We start from the raw sequence: 18353 nt of genomic DNA, 5'->3' as shown, positions 1-18353 counted from the left end.
ACAACTGGGTGGGCCGGCGAGCCGCTGGGGTTCACCGGTACGGCCGGTGACCCGGGCCACATCCGGCGCCGGTCACCGGCCGTAGGCGCGGCGTCCGACTCCGGCCGGCAAGCGCGGCAAGAGTACGACCGTGCCGGCCATCAGCAGCGCCGCCAGCAACAGCAGCGGCCCGCTGGTCCGCCACAGCGCCTCGACCAGCCGGTCCACCGTCCCGTCCAGGGCATTGGAGCCGGCGAGCAGCCGGAGCACCCAGAGGCCCATCGCGACCCCGATCCCGACCGCCGGCCGCCACAGCACCGACAGCGTGAAGCTGACCGCCGAGAGCAGCGCCATCGGCCCGAGCCAGGCGGCGAAGAGCCCCACCGGTGCACCGGCGTCGAACCAGACCAGCCCGAGGGAGGCGACCGAGGCGGCACCGAAGATCGCGCCGAGCACCAGGGTGAGCCGGGCCAGCAGCACCGCGCGTACCCCGGTCAGGCTCGCCGCGACCAGCTCGCCGGCCTCGTCCGTGCCGCTGCCGCAGGCACCGGCCACGCCCAGCGCCGCGACCAGGGGTACCACGATGGCCAGGACCTGCTCGGACAGTCCCGGTGGCGCCCAGCCGGCGAGAGCGGTGCCGGCCGCCAGCACCACGGCGGCGACCGGCCAGACCCGCCGGTCGACCAGGCGTCGCTGGGCGGCCAGGATCCGCACCGCCCGGCGCGCGGCGGCGCCGCCGAGCGGAGCCGCATACCGGGGTACGACCGGTGCGGCGGCCCGGGACGGCGCCAGCCGGGACAGCACGGCGCCGAGCAGTCCGGGCGGCGGCGGGGCGACCGCCGCGACCCGGTCACCGACGGCGCCGGCCACCCGCCGCCAGGCGGTCAGTTCGGCGGCGCAGCCGGGGCAGTCGGCGACGTGCCGAGCCACCCGGTCGGCCCGGTCGGCCGACAGGGTGCCGGCGGCGAACCTTGCCAGCAGCTCACTCGGGTGGGTCATCGTCCCGCCTCCCGTCCGGAAACCCCGACCGCCGCCGCTTCGGGCAGTGCCCGGGCCAGCCCGGCCCGGGCGTGGAACAGCCGGCTTTTCACGGTGCCGACCGGAATGCCGAGCACCTCGGCGATCTCGGCGTGCGCAAGGCCGGCGCCGAAGGCCAGGTCCAGCACCTCCCGGTGCGCCGGGGCCAGCTCGGCCAGGGCGGCGGCCACCGCCCGGGCGTCGGCCCGGGCCAGGGCCACCGCCTCCGGACCGGGCTCGCCGGCCGGCACCTCGGCAGCGGCCTCCATCGGCAGCGGCGCCGGCCGGCGTCCGGCCATCCGGCTCAGTGCCTGCCGCCGGCAGATGCCGAACAGCCAGGTACGCACCGTGGACCGCCCCTCGAACGAGCCGGCGCCCCGCCAGGTGGCCAGGAAGGTGTCCTGGAGCGCCTCCTCGGCCCGGCCACGGTCGCCGAGCAGGCCCTCGGCGTACGCCAGCAGCGGCTGGCCGTGCCGGGCGTACAGCTCCTCGAAAGCCCGCTGATCCCCGGCGGCCACCCGGTGCAGCAGCCCGTGGTCGACGTCATCCATCCCGTCCTGGGTAGCCCACCGGACCGCCCGGGTTCACTGTCCGGAGGCGATTGTGCCGCTCGTCACAGCCAGACTGGTCGAGCCTCGGCCCGAAGGCGGCCAAACCGGCAGCTTCCACTCCGAAAATAGATCGAATAGCGGCTATGGATCGGGCGCGTTCCGAAAGGCGGCGACGGGAAATGATCTTGTAACGCCGAGGAAAACCGGAGCTCGCACGATGCCCGTTACCCCCATCCCCCAACTGGAGGTCGCATTGTCCAGCCTTCCGGGTCGGTTCCGGCCGACACCTCGGCGCCTGGCCGCCGTACTGGTTCCGGTCCTCACCGCGGCACTCACCGCCACGGTCGTCTCCGTCGTCAACCGCTCCCCCGCACCGGCGGCCGTGGCGCTGCCCCCGATCAGTGGCACCGTCTCCGGGGTCACCGGACCGACCGAGATCCGCAGCGTCGCGTACGCCCAGGCGGTGGCCGGGGCCAAGGCGAAGAAGCCCCGGGTCACCGTGATCGGCACCGGCGGCACCATCTCCGGCGTCGCCACCTCCCGGAGCAGCTTCACCGACTACCAGTCCGGCCGGATCGCCATCAGCGACCTGGTGGCCCGGCTCCAGCCGGAGATCGGCCAGATCGCCGACGTCTCGACGGTGCAGTTCGGCAACAAGGGCTCCGGCGGCTACACCATCGCCGAGTTCCACGCCCTCACCCTGGCCGTCGAGGCGGCACTGCGGAAGTCCGACGCGGTGGTGGTGACCAGCGGCACCGACACCATGGAGGAGTTCGCGTACTGGCTGGACCTGACCGTGCAGAGCCGCAAGCCGGTGGTGCTCACCGGCGCCATGCGACCGTGGGCGGCGGTCACCCCGGACGGGCCGCAGGTGATCGGCGCCGACGGTCCCGCCAACCTGTACAACTCGATCGTGCTGGCGGCCAGCCAGTCCACCTACTGCTACGGCACGGTGCTGCTGCTCGGCGACGAGTTCCACGCCGCCCGGGACGTCACCAAGACCAGTTCCTACCGGATGGACACCTTCCAGTCCCGGGAACTCGGCGTACTGGGCTGGGTCGACGGGCCGAACATCAAGGTCGGCCGGGCACCGGCCCGGGTCGAGGACTGCGACGCGAAGCAGCGCTGGTTGACCCCGTTCGACCTGTCCAAGGTCGCCCCCACCGCGGTGCCCCGGGTCGAGGTGGTCTACGGCTACCAGCAGGCCGGTGGGGAGGCGATCACCGCCTTCGCGGACGCCGGGGTGAAGGGCATCGTCACCGCCGGCACCGGCGCCGGCGGCATCTCCTCGGCGCAGAGCAGCGCCCGGAGCGCCGCTGGGGCGTTGGGGGTCGTCTTCGTCAGCACCACCCGGACCGGCTCCGGCTCCGTCTACGGCGGCAGCACCACCTCGCCGATCATCGCCGGGGACGACCTGCTGCCGCAGAAGGCGCGACTGCTGCTGATGCTGAGCCTCGCCTTCGCGCCGGCCGACGTGGCCAAGGTACGGACCTGGGTCACCACCCTGGGCAACCCGGAGTGGGACACCGCCCCCAAGGGCAGCCCGAAGGACTGACCGGGGTACCGGCGGTGCCGGGCGGACGACCGGTTGCCCGGAGTCCGCCCGGCCCGCCGTCATCCCGGGGCTCGGCGGTACGGCCGGAAGGCCGGCGGAAGGTGGGTGGAAAGTCCAATGGCTCAGGCTGGTCCGCATGTCACCGCCACCCACAGGCGGCCTTCGGCTGCGCTTCGCCCTACTCGGTCCCGTCCGCGTGTGGCGGGACGGCCGGCCGGTACGGGTGAACGGCGTCCGGCCACGAACATTGCTCACCGCCCTGCTGCTGGAGCCGAACCGACCGGTCTCCCTCGACCACCTCATCGAACTGCTCTGGGAGGGTCCGCCGCCGGTGTCGGCCATCGCCAACCTGCGCACCTACGCGACCCGACTCCGTACCTCGCTGGGCGGCTCGCCGGAGGCCGGCCGGAGCCGGCTGGCCACCACCAGCGGCGGTTACCTGCTCCGGGTCGGCCCGGAGGAGCTGGATCTACAGGTGTTCGCCGAACGGCTACGGCTGGGGCGTACGGCGCTCACCGCTGGTGACCCGGCCCGGGCCGCGACGCAGTTGGCGGCGGCGCTGGCGCTGTGGCGCGGTGACGCCGCCAGCGACGTACCCCGCAGCCCGGCCCTGGCCGCCCGGCTCAGCGCTCTCGACGAGTCGCGGCAGCTAGCGATCGAATGCCATCTGCGGGCACGTCTCGGCCTCGGCGGCAGCGAGGAACTCGTCAGCGACCTGCGCCGGCTGACCCTGGCCTATCCCACCCGGGAGACGCTGTGGGCGCAGCTCATGGTGGCGCTGTACCGGCGCGGTGACGTGGCACCGGCGCTGGCCGCGTACGGACGCGCTCGCGAGGCCCTGCGCGAGCAACTGGGCGTGGAGCCCGGACCGGAGCTGATCGCCCTGCACCGGGCCATCCTCAACCGTGATCCCCGGCTCGGCTCGGCACCGCAGTGGCTGCCGTCGGTGCTGGCGGACGACCGGCACTGCGCACACTGCCACCGGCCCGAACAGCCCGTCCGGCCCGGCTGACCGCCGGGACCGCAGCACGGACGCCGGCCCGAAGGCCGAACGCCGAACCGGAGCACGTGCGCGGCCACCTCGCCGACAGCGATCAGGTTGGCCGCCCTGCCCGGCCGTCGCAGCGCGGGTACCTGCCGCCGGTGCGGGTGCAGTCCCCCCACCTCCCCTCGCGCCCGGCGGACCACACGGTCGGACGCGGTGCGTGAGCACGCGGTTCAGGCTGAAAGGTTCAACGGTCGGCGGCTGATCGGCCCGACCCGGGCCGACTCCCACGGCGTGGCCCGACATCCGACCGGCCTGGCGCAGCTCTGCCGGAGGCGCCACACCCCGCCCGGTGGCCGCCAGCTCGCCTCCCGAGGGTGCGCGTCAACCCGTCGGCCCGGTCCCGCTGCCACCGGCACCGCGCCGGACCGAAGGATACGGCGAGGACCAGGAATCAGCCCCGGTCGGGTGCGGAAGCCCGCCGGCCGCCCCACGCATGCGGTGCGGCCAGCGACGCCGTCCGTCCGGGAAGTAGTTCGGGCGTGCCCGCAACCAACGGACCCCACCAGTTGTCGACCCTGTGGGCCCTAGATGGCCGACATACACCAGACGCTTCTGTCTGATACACAGGGATTGTTGAGCACAATGATGAATTTTCGGATCCTCGGTCCGGTGCGGGCCGAACACCGCGGGGCGCCGGTGGCCGTGGGTCGGCGCCGGGAACGCTGCCTGCTCGGGCTGCTGCTCCTGGAGGCGGGCCGCCCGGTGCCGATCCACCGCCTGGTCGACCTGCTCTGGGACGGTGACCCGCCCGACACCGCTCCGGCCGTGCTGAGCACGTACGTCTCCCGGCTGCGCACCGCGCTCAACGCCCCCGGAGACGGCAGCGGCGAGGCACTGGTCCGGCGCGGCGACGGGTACGCGATCGAGATTGACGCCGAGGCGGTGGACGCGCACCGGTTCACCCGGCTGGTCGAGCGGGCGCGTTCGTTGACCGGGGTCGGCCGGGCCGACCTGCTCCGCGAGGCGCTCGGCCTCTGGCGCGGTACACCGCTGGCCGACGCCCCGGAACCGCTGCGGGAGCGGGTCTGCGCCGGACTGGAGCGGCTGCGCGGCTCGGCGATGCTGCTGCGGATCGAGACGGACCTGGCGCTCGGCGCTCACGAGGAGTTGCTCAGCGAGCTGACCGAGCTGGTCGAACGCGACCCGTCGGACGAGACCCTCGCCGGTCACCTGATGGTCGCGCTGTACCGCACCGGGCGGCGCCAGGACGCGCTCCAGACGTACCACCGGACCCGGCGGCGGCTCGCGGACGAGCTGGGCCTGGACCCGGGGGCCCAGCTCAGCGAACTGGCCCGGGCCATCCTGCGGGGCGATCCGGTGCTGGACCGTGAGCACGGCGACGACGACCAGGCGGAGCCGCCGGCCGACGACCAGTCCGGGACGCATCCCGACGTCCCGGCGGCCCAGCCGGTGGTGCCGGCGCAACTGCCGCTCAACCTGCCGGTCTTCGTCGGCCGGACCGCCGAACTCGACCGGCTCGACGCCATCCTGTTGCCGACCGGCGACTCGCCGCCGGGGCCTCCGGTCGCGGTGATCTCCGGAACCGCAGGGGTCGGCAAGACCGCCCTGGCGGTGCGGTGGGCGCACCTCCGGGCCGCACGCTTCCCCGACGGCCAGTTGTACGTCAACCTGCGCGGCTTCGATCCGGCCGGATCGGCCCCACCACGGCCGGACCAGGCGATCCGCAGTTTCCTGGGCGCGCTCGGGGTTCCACCGCAGCACGTACCGGCGGACCTGGCCGAGCAGGCGGCGCTGTACCGCAGCCTGGTCGCCGGCCGGCGGATGCTGGTACTGCTGGACAACGCCGGCGACACCGCACAGGTCCAGCCGCTGCTGCCCGGCTCCCCCGGCTGCGGGGTCATCGTGACCAGCCGCAACTGGTTGTCCGGTCTGGTGGCCGCGGTGGGCGCCGAGCCGCTCGCCCTCGACCTGCCGCCGGTCGCCGAGGCCCGGCACCTGCTGGCCCGGCGGATCGGAGCGGACCGGGTAGCCGCCGAGCCGGACTCGGTCGACGAGATCATTTCCCGCTGCTCCCGGCTGCCGCTGGCGCTTGCCCTGGTGGCCGCCCGGAGCGCCACCCGTCCCGGGTTTCCACTTCGGGCCCTGGCCGAGGAACTGCGCCGGCCCGACGGCCGGCTCGACGGGTTCGGCGACGGTGATCCGGGTACGGACGTGCGGGCCGTCTTCGCCGGCTCCTACCACACCCTCTCGGCGGGAGCGGCGCGCCTGTTCCAGCTCTTCGGGCTGCACCCGGGGCCGGAGATCGGTGTCGCCGCCGCGGCCAGCCTGCTCGGGGTGCCGCTCGGGCAGGCGCGCCCGGCCCTGGCCGAGCTGGCCCGGGCGAGTCTGCTGGTCGAACGCTCCCCCGGCCGGTACGGCTGCCACGACCTGCTCCGTGCCTACGCCGGCGAGCTGGCGCGCGACCGGGAGACCCAGCCGGGGCGGCAGCAGGCCGTACGCCGGCTGCTCGACCACTACCTGCACACCGCGTACGCCGCCGCCCGACTGACCCACCCGCACCGAGACGAGATCGGCGCCGCCCCGGCCGAGCCGGGGGTGACCGTCGAGACGTTCCAGAGCCCCGAACAGGCGCGAGCCTGGTTCGGCACCGAGCAACCGGTACTGCTCGCCCTGCTCGGCGAGAACTCCCCGGTGGACTTCCCGCACGCCTGGACCCTCGCCTGGACGTTCGCACCCTTCCTCGACGAGCACGGCCACTGGCCCGACCTGGTGGCCGTACTGGAGGGCGCGCTGGCCGCGGTGCGCCGGCTCGGCGACCGGCCCGACCAGGCGTACGCGCTGCGCTACCTCGGGATCGCCTACCTGCGGCTCGGCCGGCACGACGACAGTCACTCACACCTGCGGCAGGCCCTCGCGCTCTTCGCGGAGCTGGACGACCCCGTCGGCCAGGCACAGGTGCAGCACAACCTGGCCCTGGTCGCCGAGCAGCAGTCCCGGTACCGCGACTCGCTGCGGCACGCCGAGCAGGCGCTGGAGCTGTTCCGGGCGGCGGGACACCGGATCGGGCAGGCCCGGGCGCTCAGCTCGGTGGGGTGGTGCCGGGCCCAGCTCGGCGAGTACGAGTCCGCCCTCACCTCCTGCTATCTGGCCCTGGCGGAGCAGCAGGAGCAGGGCGACCGGCCCGCCGAGGCGCACACCTGGAACAGCCTCGGGTACGCCCACCGGCACCTCGGCCAGCTCACCGAGGCGATCGCCTGCTACCGCCGGGCCCTGGAGCTGTTCCGCAGCCTCGGCAACCGCCCCGCCACCGCCGACACGCTCGTCCGGCTCGGCGATGCGCGGTATTCCGACGGTGGAGTGGAGATTGCCCGCCACACCTGGCGGGAGGCCGTGGAGATCTTCGACGACCTCCACCACCCGGACGCCGACCGGGTGCGCACCCGGCTGCGACGGCTCGGCACCGGCCAGGTCCCGTACGGCCCGGCCCGGCTCTGACACCCGGGCACGGTGGGCCGGCGGGATCGGCCGCAGGTCCGGCGAGGCCTCGTCGGCCGGATCCCGGCGGTCGCCGGCGACCCGCCCGACACTGCCGGGACGGCACGACAACCGTGGACATCACCGCCTCGGGCCGGTTCAATTCGTGCCCATGGGTGAGCCGAGCAAGATTCTGCTGGACGAGTCGGAGATGCCACGTCGCTGGTACAACGTCGTGGCCGACCTGCCCGCCGCGCCGCCGCCGGTGCTGCACCCGGGCACGCTGGCGCCGGTCGGCCCGGACGACCTGGCGCCGCTCTTCCCGACGGCGCTGATCGAGCAGGAGGTCACCGCCGAGCGCTACGTGGACATTCCCGAAGACGTACTGGACGTCTACCGGCTCTGGCGGCCGTCCCCGTTGTACCGGGCGCACCGGCTGGAGCGGGCGCTCGGCACCCCGGCCAAGATCTTCTACAAGTACGAGGGCGTGTCGCCGGCCGGGTCGCACAAGCCGAACACGGCGGTGCCGCAGGCGTACTACAACGCGGTGGCGGGAGTCCGCCGGCTGACCACCGAGACCGGTGCCGGCCAGTGGGGAACCGCGCTCGCCTTCGCCTGCTCGCAGTACGGCCTGGACTGCGAGGTGTGGCAGGTGCGCGCCTCGTACGACCAGAAGCCGTACCGGAAGATCATGATCGAGACGTTCGGCGGAGTCATCCACCCGTCGCCGTCCGAGCTCACCGCGGCCGGCCGGGCCGTGCTGGCCAAGCAGCCCGACTCACCCGGCTCGCTGGGCATCGCGATCTCCGAGGCGGTCGAGGTGGCCGCCGGCAGCCCGGACACCAACTACGCGTTGGGCAGCGTGCTCAACCACGTACTGCTGCACCAGACGGTGATCGGCGAGGAGGCGCTCGCCCAGTTCGGCAAGGTCGGGTTGACGCCGGACCTGATCGTCGGCTGCACCGGCGGCGGCTCCAACTTCGGCGGGCTCGCGTTCCCGTTCCTCCGGGAGAAGCTGGCCGGCCGGCTGGAGGTGACCATCCGGGCCGTCGAGCCGGCGAGCTGTCCGTCGTTGACCCGGGGCGTCTACGCGTACGACTTCGGCGACACCGCCGGGATGACCCCGCTGATGAAGATGCACACTCTCGGACACGATTTCATCCCCGACCCGATCCACGCCGGCGGGCTGCGCTACCACGGGATGTCACCGCTGATCTCGCACGTCTACGAGCTGGGGTTGATCGAGGCGGTGGCAAAGGGCCAACGGGAGTGCTTCGAGGCGGGCGTGCGGTTCGCGCGTACCGAAGGGATCGTGCCGGCCCCCGAACCCACCCACGCGCTGGCCGCCTGCATCGAGGAGGCGTTGCGGTGCAAGGAGACCGGCGAGGAGAAGGTGATCCTGACCGCGTTGTGCGGGCACGGGCACCTGGACCTCGCCGCCTACGGCGCCTACCTCGCCGGCGACCTCGCCGACCACGAACTCTCCGAGTCGCAGCTACGGGCCGCGACCGCCGGGCTGCCGCCGGTACCCGCCGGCCCGGCGTAGTCGGCACCCGGTGAACCTATGTCACCCTGAACCGCGCGGCGCGGGCGCCGGGACCTCCACCTGCGGCACGACGGACCGCATGGGGGGTTGCCAAAGGTTCAGCGGCGGCGGCGCTATCCGGTCACCGCGGCGGCCGGGTGGTCGAGCGCGGCGACGAGGCGGCGGGCCTCGGTCGACAGCCGGCTCGACCCCCGGCGGGCGGCCACCTCGGCCAGCCCGGGGACGGCGATCGGGACGCCGGTGGCGGTCGCCGTCTCCGCCGCCAGGGTCAGCAGGTCGGATACGCCGGAGCGCGGCTTCGGCGCGGTCAGCAGGGCCGGCAGGGCGGCGGCGAGCAGCCGCCAGGTGCTGAGTCGGGCACCGGCCAGGGCCAGATCCCGGAGCGGCTCGACCGTCCGGGTCAGGGTCACCATCCCGCCCGACGCCAGCTCCCCGAGTTGCCGACCCACGGAGGCGGCATCCAACTCACCTGCGGCGGCGAGCGCCAGCAGGGCGTCGACCGCGGCGACCCGGTCGGCCCGGTGCCGGGCGCCGAGCCCGTACGCCAGGGCCAGGTCGAGCGCCATCCCGCCGTCCCCGGTGCTCTCGGCGAGCAGCGGCAGTATCTCGGCACCGCCCCGGAGGTCCTGGTCGGCGGTGCCGGCGATGTCGTTCGGCGCGTACGCGGCGACCAGCCGTTACCTTTCAGTGCACTTTAGTGAGCACGTGATTAGTAGTCCCGCCTTGCGGTGGGACGGTCCCGGTCTGACCGGCGGACGCCGTGCCGGGTTCACGCTTCACAGCCGCCAGCCCGCGTGCACGGGTCTTACGGTCGGCTCCACGTGCTGCCACCGGGCCACTCCCGGCGGTGTCGAACTCGGCCGCAACAGCGGCCAGGTTGCGTGCGGCGTTGAGGTCCCGGTCCAGGACCAGCCCACACGCCTCACAGTCGTACTCACGCTCGGACAGGGCCAGCTTGGCTTTCACCGCGCCGCAGCCCGAGCAGGTCTTCGAGGACGGATACCAACGGTCGGCCACGATCAGTCGGCCACCGTTCCATGAGGTCTTGTAAGCGAGTTGACGGCGGATCTCGGCGAATCCGGCGTCAGCGATATGCCGGGCCAGCCGCCGGTTACGCAGCATCCCGGCCACGTTGAGGTCTTCGACCACGACCGTGCCGTGCTCACGAGTGAGCCGGGTGGTGAGCTTGTGCAGGCCGTCGCGGCGCAGCTGAGCGACCCGGGCGTGCGCACGACCAAGCCGCGCGGACGCCCGTTCCCACCGCTTCGATGGGCGGCGTCCGGTACGCCGGTCGGGGCCGCTCTTACGCGACAGCGCTCTTCCCCAGGCATCTAGCCGGGCCTGCGAGGCAACGAGGTGGCGCGGGTTGTCCACCAGTTCACCGGTGGACAACACCGCAAGGTGCGTGACGCCGACGTCCACGCCGACCACAGACGTGGGCTTGGCCGGTACCTGGTCGGCGCGTTCGACCTCGACGGTGAACGAGACGTGCCAGCGGCCACCGTCGCGCCGGACGGTCGCGGACATGATCCGGGCGGTGCCGGCGTCGAGGCGGCGTGCGAGTTTCCGAGCGGACTCGTGCAGCTTCAATCGGCCCAGCCTGGGTAGCGTCACGTGCATGCGGTCGGGCTCGACCCGGATCGTGCCGGTGGTGAACCGCACGGACGGTGTGGTGCGGCGTCGGAACTTGAACCGAGGAAACCCGACCGGACGGCCAGCACGTTTACCGGCGCGGGAGTCGGCCCAGTTCTTCAACGCGCGGGCGAGCGCGTCCAGGCCGGTGTTGAATGCCTCCTTCGAACACTCCCGCCACCACGGCGCCACACCACCCTTCGCGGCGTTCCACTCCCGGCGCAACGCGGGCAACGACCACCCGACCGCCGGGGTGAGCTGACCATCCGGCACACCGTAGGTACGCTGCGCCGCGCGCTGGTCCATGACCGCCTTCACCCGAGCCAACGCCCAGTTGTACGCCAACCGTGCCGCCCCGGCGTGCGCGAGTACCGCACGCTCTTGGGTCGGGGTGAGGTCCAAGGCGAACCGGTACGCCTGAATCGTCTTCATGCCGGGTCGCCCTCGGTGGCCGCTTCGACGGCGCGGCGGGCTCGGTCCGCAGCACAGCGCCGTCCATACAGACGAGCGCACAGCGACGTCAGGATCTCGGTCATGTCACGCACAAGGTCGTCGTCCACCCCGGCCGGGTCGTCCACCTCGGCCGGGTCGACCACCAGAAGCCGCCTGCCTTGGGCGGCCAGCGCGGCTTCGACGTACTCGCCGCCGAAACGGGCGAACCGGTCCCGGTGTTCGACCACGATCGTCGTGACGGTCGGGTCACGCAGCAACGCCAGGAACTTCTTGCGGCGTCCGTTGAGCGCGGACCCGACCTCGGTAACGACTCGGGACACAACGAGGTTCCGCCCAGTCGCCCATGCGGTTACCCGGGCGACCTGTCGATCCAAGTCGGCCTTCTGATCGGCACACGACACGCGGCCGTACACCACTGTGGTTTCTGGTGACGACGCCTCGGCGTGCTGCTCTACCAGGATCAGGCCGCCGACTCGTCGAGCGGGCACGGGCAGCTTGCCCTCCCGGAACCAGCGATACGCCGTGACCGGGTGGACTCCTTCCCGCTTCGCCCACTCTTTCAAGTTCACCATTGCATTCTATCACTTACTACAGCGGCAACTGCCCGAACCCCGCAGCAGCCGGAGAAGGACTCGAAGCGCAGCCGGTCGCGACTGCCCGTCACCACCGGGTCGAGGCTGGCCGGGTCGGCCGGCCGGTAGTAGCGGCTGCGGGCGACCTCGGCCACCGCGAGCAGGCCGGCGGCGGCCGCCCGGGGCGTGGTCAGGAACCCGGAGAAGAACCGGGGGTTGGGCCACCGGCCCGCCACTGGTCTGTAGGGCTAGACCATCGGGTCGGAGCGCGGAGGGGCCGAGATACCGGTACGTCTGGACGGCGGTCACGGCAGCGGATGCTACGCGGGCGTACCGACATCCGAGGTGTGGCCGGCTATCCCCAATGGCGCGTGGTGAGGGCGGTGGGCCGCTGTTCAAGCTGGCTGTGGTGAGTATGTCCGAACGCGGCCCCGGACTGCCGGCGTCGCCAACATCGCCGCCGCCCGACGTCTGACCGGGCATCCAGTGCTGGCGGGAGTCGTGCCCGGAGGTCAATGGGCTGGTGACGTGGAGCGCGGCCGACGGCGACGCCATACGATCTTCCACTTTCCAATATGAACGTATAGCATCCTGGTCATGAGTCCAGTTTCTGGTTGGGGCGACCGGCCACCGGAGGATCTGACCGCTCGCGCACGGATCCGGGACGCGGCGCTGACGCAGTTTGCCGAGCGAGGGTTCAGGGCCGCGACGATCAAGAGCATCGCGGAGGCCGCAGGCGTGTCACCTGGCTTGCTGCAGCACCATTTCGGCTCCAAGGACGACCTGCAACGGGTCTGTGACGAGTACGTGCTGGGGGCGTTCGACGGACTCGACAAGTTCGGCGTGATCAGCGGCGAGATCACCAACGCCGACTTCATGGGCGAGTTGTTCGCCAGAAGCCCGCTGATCCTTCGCTACATCGCGCGAGCCATGGTCGAGAGGACGCCCGCCGCGTCGGCCCTCTTCGCGACCGGCGCTTCGGTCTCGGAGGACTTCCTGAGCAGACTCTGGCCCGACCGCTTTCCACCGGGATCGAGCAGGGTGCGCGATGCCGCGACGGTGATGGCGGCGATGCACCTGTCGACCATCGTCCTGCACGACCACCTGTCCCAGCGCATGGGTGCGAACGTGCTCAGCCCCGAGAACTCCAGCCGCGTCGCCACGGCGATGCTCGACATCTACGCCAGCGTGGGGGAATTCGCCAGCTCCAGCGTGGGCGAGGGCATCCGGGACGCGGTCGTCAAGCAGCCGCACAACTCTCTTCCCACGAACGGAGACGCCGATGAGTGAGGCGATCAGGATCGCCGGTCTGGTGAAGAGCTTCGGGCGATCGCGGGCGCTGCAAGGCGTGGACCTGAACGTCAGCACGGGAGAGGTGCACGGGTTCCTCGGCCCGAACGGCGCCGGCAAGACCACCACCCTGCGCATCCTGCTCGGGTTCCTCCAGGCTGACGCCGGCACGGCTCGACTGTTGGGGAAGGACCCCTGGCAGGACGCGGTCGACCTGCATCGCAGGCTCGCGTACGTACCCGGCGATGTCACCCTCTGGCCGAGCCTGAGCGGCGGCGAGGTGATCGATCTGATGGGGCGCCTGCGCGGCTGTGCCGAGCAGCGACGCCGTGACGAGCTGATCGAGCGGTTCCGGCTGGACCCCAGGAAGAGGGCGCGTACCTACTCCAAGGGCAACCGGCAGAAGGTCGCGCTGATCGCGGCGCTCGCCTCCGACGTGGAACTGCTGCTGCTGGACGAGCCGACGTCCGGCCTCGACCCGCTGATGGAGGCGGTGTTCCGCGAGTGCGTCGAGGAGGAACGCCGCCGCGGCCGAACGGTGCTGCTCTCCAGCCACATCCTCTCGGAGGTGGAGGCGCTGTGCGACCGGGTGAGCATCATCCGGGACGGCCGGATCGTCGAGGCCGGAACACTCGCCGAGCTGAGGCACCTGACCCGCTCGTCGGTCACCGCCGACGTCACGGGTCCGCCGACGGGCCTGGCCACTCTGCCGGGCCTCCACGAGCTGCGGATCGAGGATCATCGGGTGCGGTGCGAGGTCGACCGGGAACACATCGGCACCGTCGTCGCACATCTCGGTTCGCTCGGACTGCGCGACATCGCCATCCAGCCGCCGACCCTGGAAGAGCTGTTCATACGCCACTACCAGGACACGGCAGAGACCAGTGACGAGCAGGAGAGGACGGGGGTCCGATGAGCGTGGCCCTCGTCCCCCGTCGTGCGAACCGTCCGGCCCGCTCCCCGAGAATGGCCACGGCGGGAACTCCTGTCCTGATCCGGCTGATCCTGCGCCGCGACCGGGTGTGGCTGCCCGTCTGGATGGCGCTGACCCTGGGCCTGGTGACCAGCCGGGCGAGTTCGATGGAATCGATCTATCCTGACGCGGCTGCCCGCGAGGAGCGCTACCGGGACGTCATGGCGGAAGTCCCCATGTTCAAGTTGTTCCAGGGTCCGGCGTACGACGACACCGCCGCCGCGCTGGTCGCGCAGGAGACCATCGGTGGCGCCACGGTCGTCGCCGCACTCGGTGCCGCGGTCTTCCTGGTTCGGCACACCCGTGGCGAGGAGCAGTCCGGCCGCAGGGAACTCGTCGGCTCGGCCGCTGTCGGCCGTCACGCGCAGCTCACCGCGGCGCTGATCGTGGTACTCGGAGCGGGCGCGATCCTCGGTGTGCTGTCGGCCGCGGGCCTCCGCGGTGCCGGCCTGCCCGACGCCGGCTCGATCGCGTTCGGCCTGGTCGTCGCGGGTGCGGTCTGGCTCGCGGCCGCCCTGGCCGCCGTGGTCGCCCAGTTGACCGAGAGTTCCCGCGCGGCGGGGGCGAGCGCGTTCGCGCTGTTCATGGGGATGCACTTCCTCCGGGGCGCGTTCGACATGGGCGACGATGCCGTCCGGCGGCTCGGATGGTTGGTGCCCAACGCTTGGTTGCAACGTAGCCGGCCGTTTGCGGACGAGCGCTGGTGGACGTTCCTTCTCGTCGTCGCGCTGGTGGTGGCGCTCGTCAGGATCGCCTACGCGCTCTCGGCGCGCAGAGATCTGGGCGCCGGACTGTTGGCAACACGTCCCGGGCCGGCCAGAGCCGCCAGGAGCCTGAGCGGACCGTTCGGCCTGGCCTGGCGGTTGCACCGCTCGATGGCACTGGTGTGGACGGTCGCCGCCATCGCCATCGCACTGCCCACGGGGTTCGTGGGAGCAGATGCGATGGAGGAGTACGCCGGCAGCGCACGGATGCGGGAATGGGCCGACGCGATGGGCACCTCGAACCCGGGCGACGCGTTCTTCGCCTACATCGCCTTCGCCATGGGCTTCCCCATCACCATCTACGCGATCATGACAGTGCTACGCCTCGGCCAGGAGGAGAACGTCGGGCACGCCGAAACGCTGCTGTCCGCTCCCGTGGACCGGACCCGCTGGGCCCTCAGCCACCTGCTGATCGCCCTGGCAATCCCCGCCGTACTCCAACTGATCCTCGGACTGTGCTTCGGGCTGGGCAGCGGCGAACTCGGCAGTATGGTCACCACCACCCTGAGCCTGATCCCCGCCGTGTGGGTGATGGTCGGCATCACCGTCGCCAGCTTCGGGCTGCTGCACCGCGGTGCCGCCGTGGTGGGCTGGGGCGCGCTGATCGCCGTCCTACTCGTGGAACTCGGGCAGCATCTGGGCTGGCCCGAATGGACGTTCACGACGTTCTCCCCGTTCGCCCACGTGCTGCCCTTCCACGGGCCTCCGAGCCCGCTAACCTTGGCCACCCTCACCCTGATCGCGGCAGTACTCGTCGGGATCGGGCTCGCCGGGGTACGGCGCCGCGACCTACTCGGGTAAGACCTACTCGGGTACGCAGCCTGCCTGCGACAAACCCCGCTGGCGGTGGCCCCCTCCTTCGAGGAGGCCATCGCCAGTCAGGGACCCGGAGCGACCGATCAGGCGGCGCGCCCGAGCGCCGACTCGCGCCAGAGAAGCGTGTGCCGTCACGCACGCGTACGCTCGCATTGCGGCTGACGATCTTTGGTCGCTAAGCCCGGGAGGAGATCTGCTGCACGGCCCAGCCGTTGCCGTCCGGATCGCTGAAGAAGACGAATCCGACGTTGTCCAGCGGGTTGTCGACGGGCCCCGGATTCTCGCCGAGGACCTGGATCTCGCTCACCTCGACGCCCCGCTCGACGAGCTGGGCGCGCGCCTTGGCCAGGTCGGCGACGACGAGTTGCAGCCCGCGCAGCGAGCCGGGCGGCATGTCCGGCACGGCGCCGGTGCCGATCACGATCGAGCAGCCCGAGCCCGGCGGGGTGAGCTGGACGATGCGCACCCCGTCGCCGGGCCGGGTGTCGTGGTCGACGTGGAAGCCGAGCTGGTCGGCGTAGAAGGTCTTGGCCCGGTCCACGTCGGAGACGGGGACGATCACCACTTCCAGGGTCCAGTTCACGGTGACTGCCTCTCTGTGTGTGTCGACATCGGTGTCCGGCCGGTGCCGGGGACCGGCGGTCCTCGCGGTCAGCGGGCCGCGGTCCGCTCCGCGAGCAGGTCGTCGAGCCGGCGGTAGCCCTCGGTCACGCCGCGCCGCATCGGATAGCGGAGCACCCGGTCCCGGCCTTCGGGCGTGGCGTAGCGGATCGTGCTGGTCAGGGTGGTCACTCCGGCCCGTTCGGCGAGCCGATGGCTGATCAGGGTGTCGCCCGGGTACGACTGGTCGTCGTACCGCTCGGTGTAGACCAGCCGCCGGGCCGGCTCGACCACCTGGTAGATCCCGCCGTGCGCCATCTCCTCGCCGCCCGGGCCCCGGGAGACAAACCGCCACGCGCCGCCGACCCGCAGGTCCACCTGGCAGTCGACGAGCTGCCAGCCCCGCGCGCCGAACCAGCGGCGGAGCAGGTCGGGACGGGTCAGCGCGTCGAAGACCAGCCCGGCCGGGGCGTCGAAGGCGCGGCTGAGCACGATCTCCCGGTCGGTCGGGGCGGTCACGGTCAGCTCCCGGTCGCCGCTGGTCACCGCCCCTCGCCGCCCTCGGCCTGGAGTTCGGCGAGCAGGCCGTCGAGCCGCTGGTAGCTCTCGGCCCAGTAGTCGCGGTAGTTCTCCAGCCAGTCCAGGGCGGCTTTGAGTGGCCGGGCCTCCAACCGGCACGGCCGGCGTTGCGCGTCCCGGCCCCGGGAGACGAGCCCGGCGCGCTCCAGCACCTTGAGGTGCTTGGAGACGGCGGGTTGGCTCATCGCGAACGGCGCGGCCAGCTCGGTGACGCTGGCCTCGCCGGTGGCCAGCCGGGCGAGGATCGCCCGCCGGGTCGGGTCGGACAGGGCCGCGAAGGTCGCGTCGAGCAGGTCCGCACTCATCTTTCGTAACCTCTCAGTTCTATAACCAGATGGTTTATATCGTTGCCCGGCGGCAGCCGTCAAGCCGACCCGCCCGGAGCTGTCCAGGGTGGACGTGGCCGGACCGGCGCGGGCAGCGATCCGGATGGATACCATGGGCCATGGCCAGACCCCGGATCGATCCCGTCGTGTGGCGACCGGAGCGGGCACCGGCCCGGGCCCGTCAGCACAGCGGCACCGACCCGATGCCACCGGTACGCCTGCACGCCCTGCCCGGCCAGGGGCCGGAGGACGTCGCGGTCGACTCCGCCGGCCGGGTCTACACCGGGCTCGCCGACGGCCGGCTGGTGCGGCTGTCGACGGACGGCACCGGGCCACGGGTGGTCGCCGAGACCGGCGGCCGGCCGCTCGGCGTCGAGGTGGACCGTGACGACCGGCTGGTGGTCTGCGACGCCGGGCGTGGACTGCTCCGGGTCGATCCCGACACCGCCCGGGTCAGCACCCTCGTCGCCGCCGGCACGCCGGTCGGGTCGGCACCGCTGCGGCTCTGCAACAACGCGGCGGTGGCCGGCGACGGGTCGATCTGGTTCAGCGACTCGTCCCAGCGCTTCGCCCTGGCGCACTGGAAGGCCGACCTGCTGGAACACTCCGGCACCGGACGCCTGCTCCGGTGGCGTCCGGACGGGCGTACCGAGGAGGTGCTGACCGGGCTCCAGTTCGCCAACGGGGTGGCGCTGGCGGCCGACGAGTCGTATGTGGTGGTGGCCGAGACCGGGGCGTACCGGCTGACCCGGGTGTGGCTGACCGGGCCGCGTACCGGAGAGGTGGACCGGCTGGCCGACAACCTGCCGGGCTTCCCCGACAACCTCGCCCCCGACGACGACGGGCTGCTCTGGATCGCGATGGGCTCGCCCCGGAACGCGCTGCTGGACCGGGTCTCGCCGTGGCATCCCGCCGTGCGGCGGGCGGTCTGGGCGCTGCCGGACTTCCTGCAACCGAAGCCGGCGGACACCGCCTGGGTGCAGGCGGTGGACGCCGAGGGCCGGGTCCGGTACGACCTCCAGGCATGCGTCCCGGGCTTCTCGATGGTCACCGGGGTACGCCGGCACGGCGCCACCGTCTGGCTGGGCAGCCTGCACGGCGGTGCCGTCGCGGCGTTGGACCTGCCGGCGGTGCCCTCCTAGCCGGACACCGTCCTGATCGTGGGAGTCCGCCGCAGAGCGGACTTCCGCGTATCGCCGGGGTTTGAAATCTTGGGA

Annotated in this window: 17 protein-coding genes; 8 read left to right on the top strand and 9 right to left on the bottom strand. The window is 72.3% G+C overall.

Annotated features, from left to right (window positions below):
* Nucleotides 1–72: 72 nt before the first annotated feature.
* Together ACSMXO_RS17345 and ACSMXO_RS17340 are read right to left on the bottom strand one after the other, a co-directional pair.
* Nucleotides 73–978, bottom strand: a complete 906-nt coding sequence (locus ACSMXO_RS17345; RefSeq protein WP_455418545.1) for a zf-HC2 domain-containing protein — start codon at nt 976–978, stop codon at nt 73–75.
* The gene (locus ACSMXO_RS17340) at nt 975–1547 is read right to left on the bottom strand and encodes an RNA polymerase sigma factor (protein ID WP_455418544.1); all 573 of its coding nucleotides are present in this window, start codon (nt 1545–1547) and stop codon (nt 975–977) included. Before ACSMXO_RS17340 ends, ACSMXO_RS17345 begins: the two co-directional genes overlap by 4 nt.
* A gap of 217 nt (nt 1548–1764) precedes the next feature.
* Here ACSMXO_RS17340 and ACSMXO_RS17335 point away from each other — a divergent pair, with 217 nt between their 5' ends.
* From ACSMXO_RS17335 to ACSMXO_RS17320, 4 genes are all read left to right on the top strand, one after another.
* Nucleotides 1765–3102 carry an asparaginase gene (locus tag ACSMXO_RS17335; protein ID WP_455418543.1) on the top strand — a complete coding sequence of 446 codons (1338 nt, stop codon included), beginning with the start codon at nt 1765–1767 and terminating at the stop codon, nt 3100–3102.
* Between the two features lie 136 nt (nt 3103–3238).
* Nucleotides 3239–4114, top strand: a complete 876-nt coding sequence (locus ACSMXO_RS17330; RefSeq protein ID WP_455418542.1) for an AfsR/SARP family transcriptional regulator — start codon at nt 3239–3241, stop codon at nt 4112–4114.
* Between the two features lie 618 nt (nt 4115–4732).
* The gene (locus ACSMXO_RS17325; RefSeq protein WP_455418541.1) at nt 4733–7606 is read left to right on the top strand and encodes an AfsR/SARP family transcriptional regulator; all 2874 of its coding nucleotides are present in this window, start codon (nt 4733–4735) and stop codon (nt 7604–7606) included.
* A 151-nt stretch (nt 7607–7757) separates the two neighbouring features.
* Nucleotides 7758–9131 (top strand): TrpB-like pyridoxal phosphate-dependent enzyme, encoded by a 1374-nt coding sequence (locus ACSMXO_RS17320; protein ID WP_455418540.1) that lies wholly within the window; start codon nt 7758–7760, stop codon nt 9129–9131.
* 113 nt (nt 9132–9244) lie between these two features.
* Here ACSMXO_RS17320 and ACSMXO_RS17315 read toward each other — a convergent pair whose 3' ends face one another.
* The 4 genes from ACSMXO_RS17315 to ACSMXO_RS17300 all read right to left on the bottom strand — a co-directional run bounded on the left by ACSMXO_RS17315 (nt 9245) and on the right by ACSMXO_RS17300 (nt 12024).
* A complete protein-coding gene (locus ACSMXO_RS17315) occupies nt 9245–9697 on the bottom strand; it encodes a hypothetical protein (protein ID WP_455418539.1) in 453 nt (150 codons plus the stop codon).
* Between the two features lie 118 nt (nt 9698–9815).
* Nucleotides 9816–11195: an IS607 family element RNA-guided endonuclease TnpB gene (gene tnpB, locus ACSMXO_RS17310; protein WP_455418538.1), complete on the bottom strand. Its 1380-nt coding sequence runs from the start codon at nt 11193–11195 to the stop codon at nt 9816–9818.
* A complete protein-coding gene (locus ACSMXO_RS17305; protein WP_455418537.1) occupies nt 11192–11785 on the bottom strand; it encodes an IS607 family transposase in 594 nt (197 codons plus the stop codon). The genes tnpB and ACSMXO_RS17305 overlap by 4 nt, the downstream gene beginning before the upstream one ends.
* Nucleotides 11782–12024, bottom strand: a complete 243-nt coding sequence (locus tag ACSMXO_RS17300) for a hypothetical protein (RefSeq protein ID WP_455418536.1) — start codon at nt 12022–12024, stop codon at nt 11782–11784. Before ACSMXO_RS17300 ends, ACSMXO_RS17305 begins: the two co-directional genes overlap by 4 nt.
* A gap of 361 nt (nt 12025–12385) precedes the next feature.
* Here ACSMXO_RS17300 and ACSMXO_RS17295 point away from each other — a divergent pair, with 361 nt between their 5' ends.
* The 3 genes from ACSMXO_RS17295 to ACSMXO_RS17285 are packed head-to-tail and all read left to right on the top strand — an operon-like array spanning nt 12386 to nt 15616.
* A complete protein-coding gene (locus ACSMXO_RS17295) occupies nt 12386–13078 on the top strand; it encodes a TetR/AcrR family transcriptional regulator (protein WP_346256850.1) in 693 nt (230 codons plus the stop codon).
* Nucleotides 13071–13994: an ABC transporter ATP-binding protein gene (locus tag ACSMXO_RS17290; RefSeq protein WP_346256849.1), complete on the top strand. Its 924-nt coding sequence runs from the start codon at nt 13071–13073 to the stop codon at nt 13992–13994. Before ACSMXO_RS17295 ends, ACSMXO_RS17290 begins: the two co-directional genes overlap by 8 nt.
* 50 nt (nt 13995–14044) lie before the next feature.
* Nucleotides 14045–15616 carry an ABC transporter permease gene (locus ACSMXO_RS17285; RefSeq protein WP_346256848.1) on the top strand — a complete coding sequence of 524 codons (1572 nt, stop codon included), beginning with the start codon at nt 14045–14047 and terminating at the stop codon, nt 15614–15616.
* A gap of 190 nt (nt 15617–15806) precedes the next feature.
* On the opposite strand, the gene ACSMXO_RS17280 is transcribed toward ACSMXO_RS17285, so the two are convergent.
* From ACSMXO_RS17280 to ACSMXO_RS17270, 3 genes are all read right to left on the bottom strand, one after another.
* Nucleotides 15807–16214, bottom strand: a complete 408-nt coding sequence (locus ACSMXO_RS17280; protein WP_346256847.1) for a VOC family protein — start codon at nt 16212–16214, stop codon at nt 15807–15809.
* Between the two features lie 68 nt (nt 16215–16282).
* Entirely contained in the window at nt 16283–16777 is a 495-nt protein-coding gene (locus tag ACSMXO_RS17275) for an SRPBCC family protein (protein ID WP_455418535.1), read from the bottom strand.
* Nucleotides 16774–17115 carry an ArsR/SmtB family transcription factor gene (locus tag ACSMXO_RS17270; protein WP_455418534.1) on the bottom strand — a complete coding sequence of 114 codons (342 nt, stop codon included), beginning with the start codon at nt 17113–17115 and terminating at the stop codon, nt 16774–16776. The genes ACSMXO_RS17275 and ACSMXO_RS17270 overlap by 4 nt, the downstream gene beginning before the upstream one ends.
* Nucleotides 17116–17255: 140 nt before the next feature.
* On the opposite strand from ACSMXO_RS17270, the gene ACSMXO_RS17265 reads away from it, so the two are divergent.
* Entirely contained in the window at nt 17256–18278 is a 1023-nt protein-coding gene (locus ACSMXO_RS17265) for an SMP-30/gluconolactonase/LRE family protein (protein WP_455418533.1), read from the top strand.
* Nucleotides 18279–18353: the final 75 nt, after the last annotated feature.

This window comes from Plantactinospora sp. DSM 117369, assembly GCF_053764795.1.
Note: the sequence above shows the minus strand (reverse complement) of the source record. Positions and strands in the feature narration are given on the sequence as shown.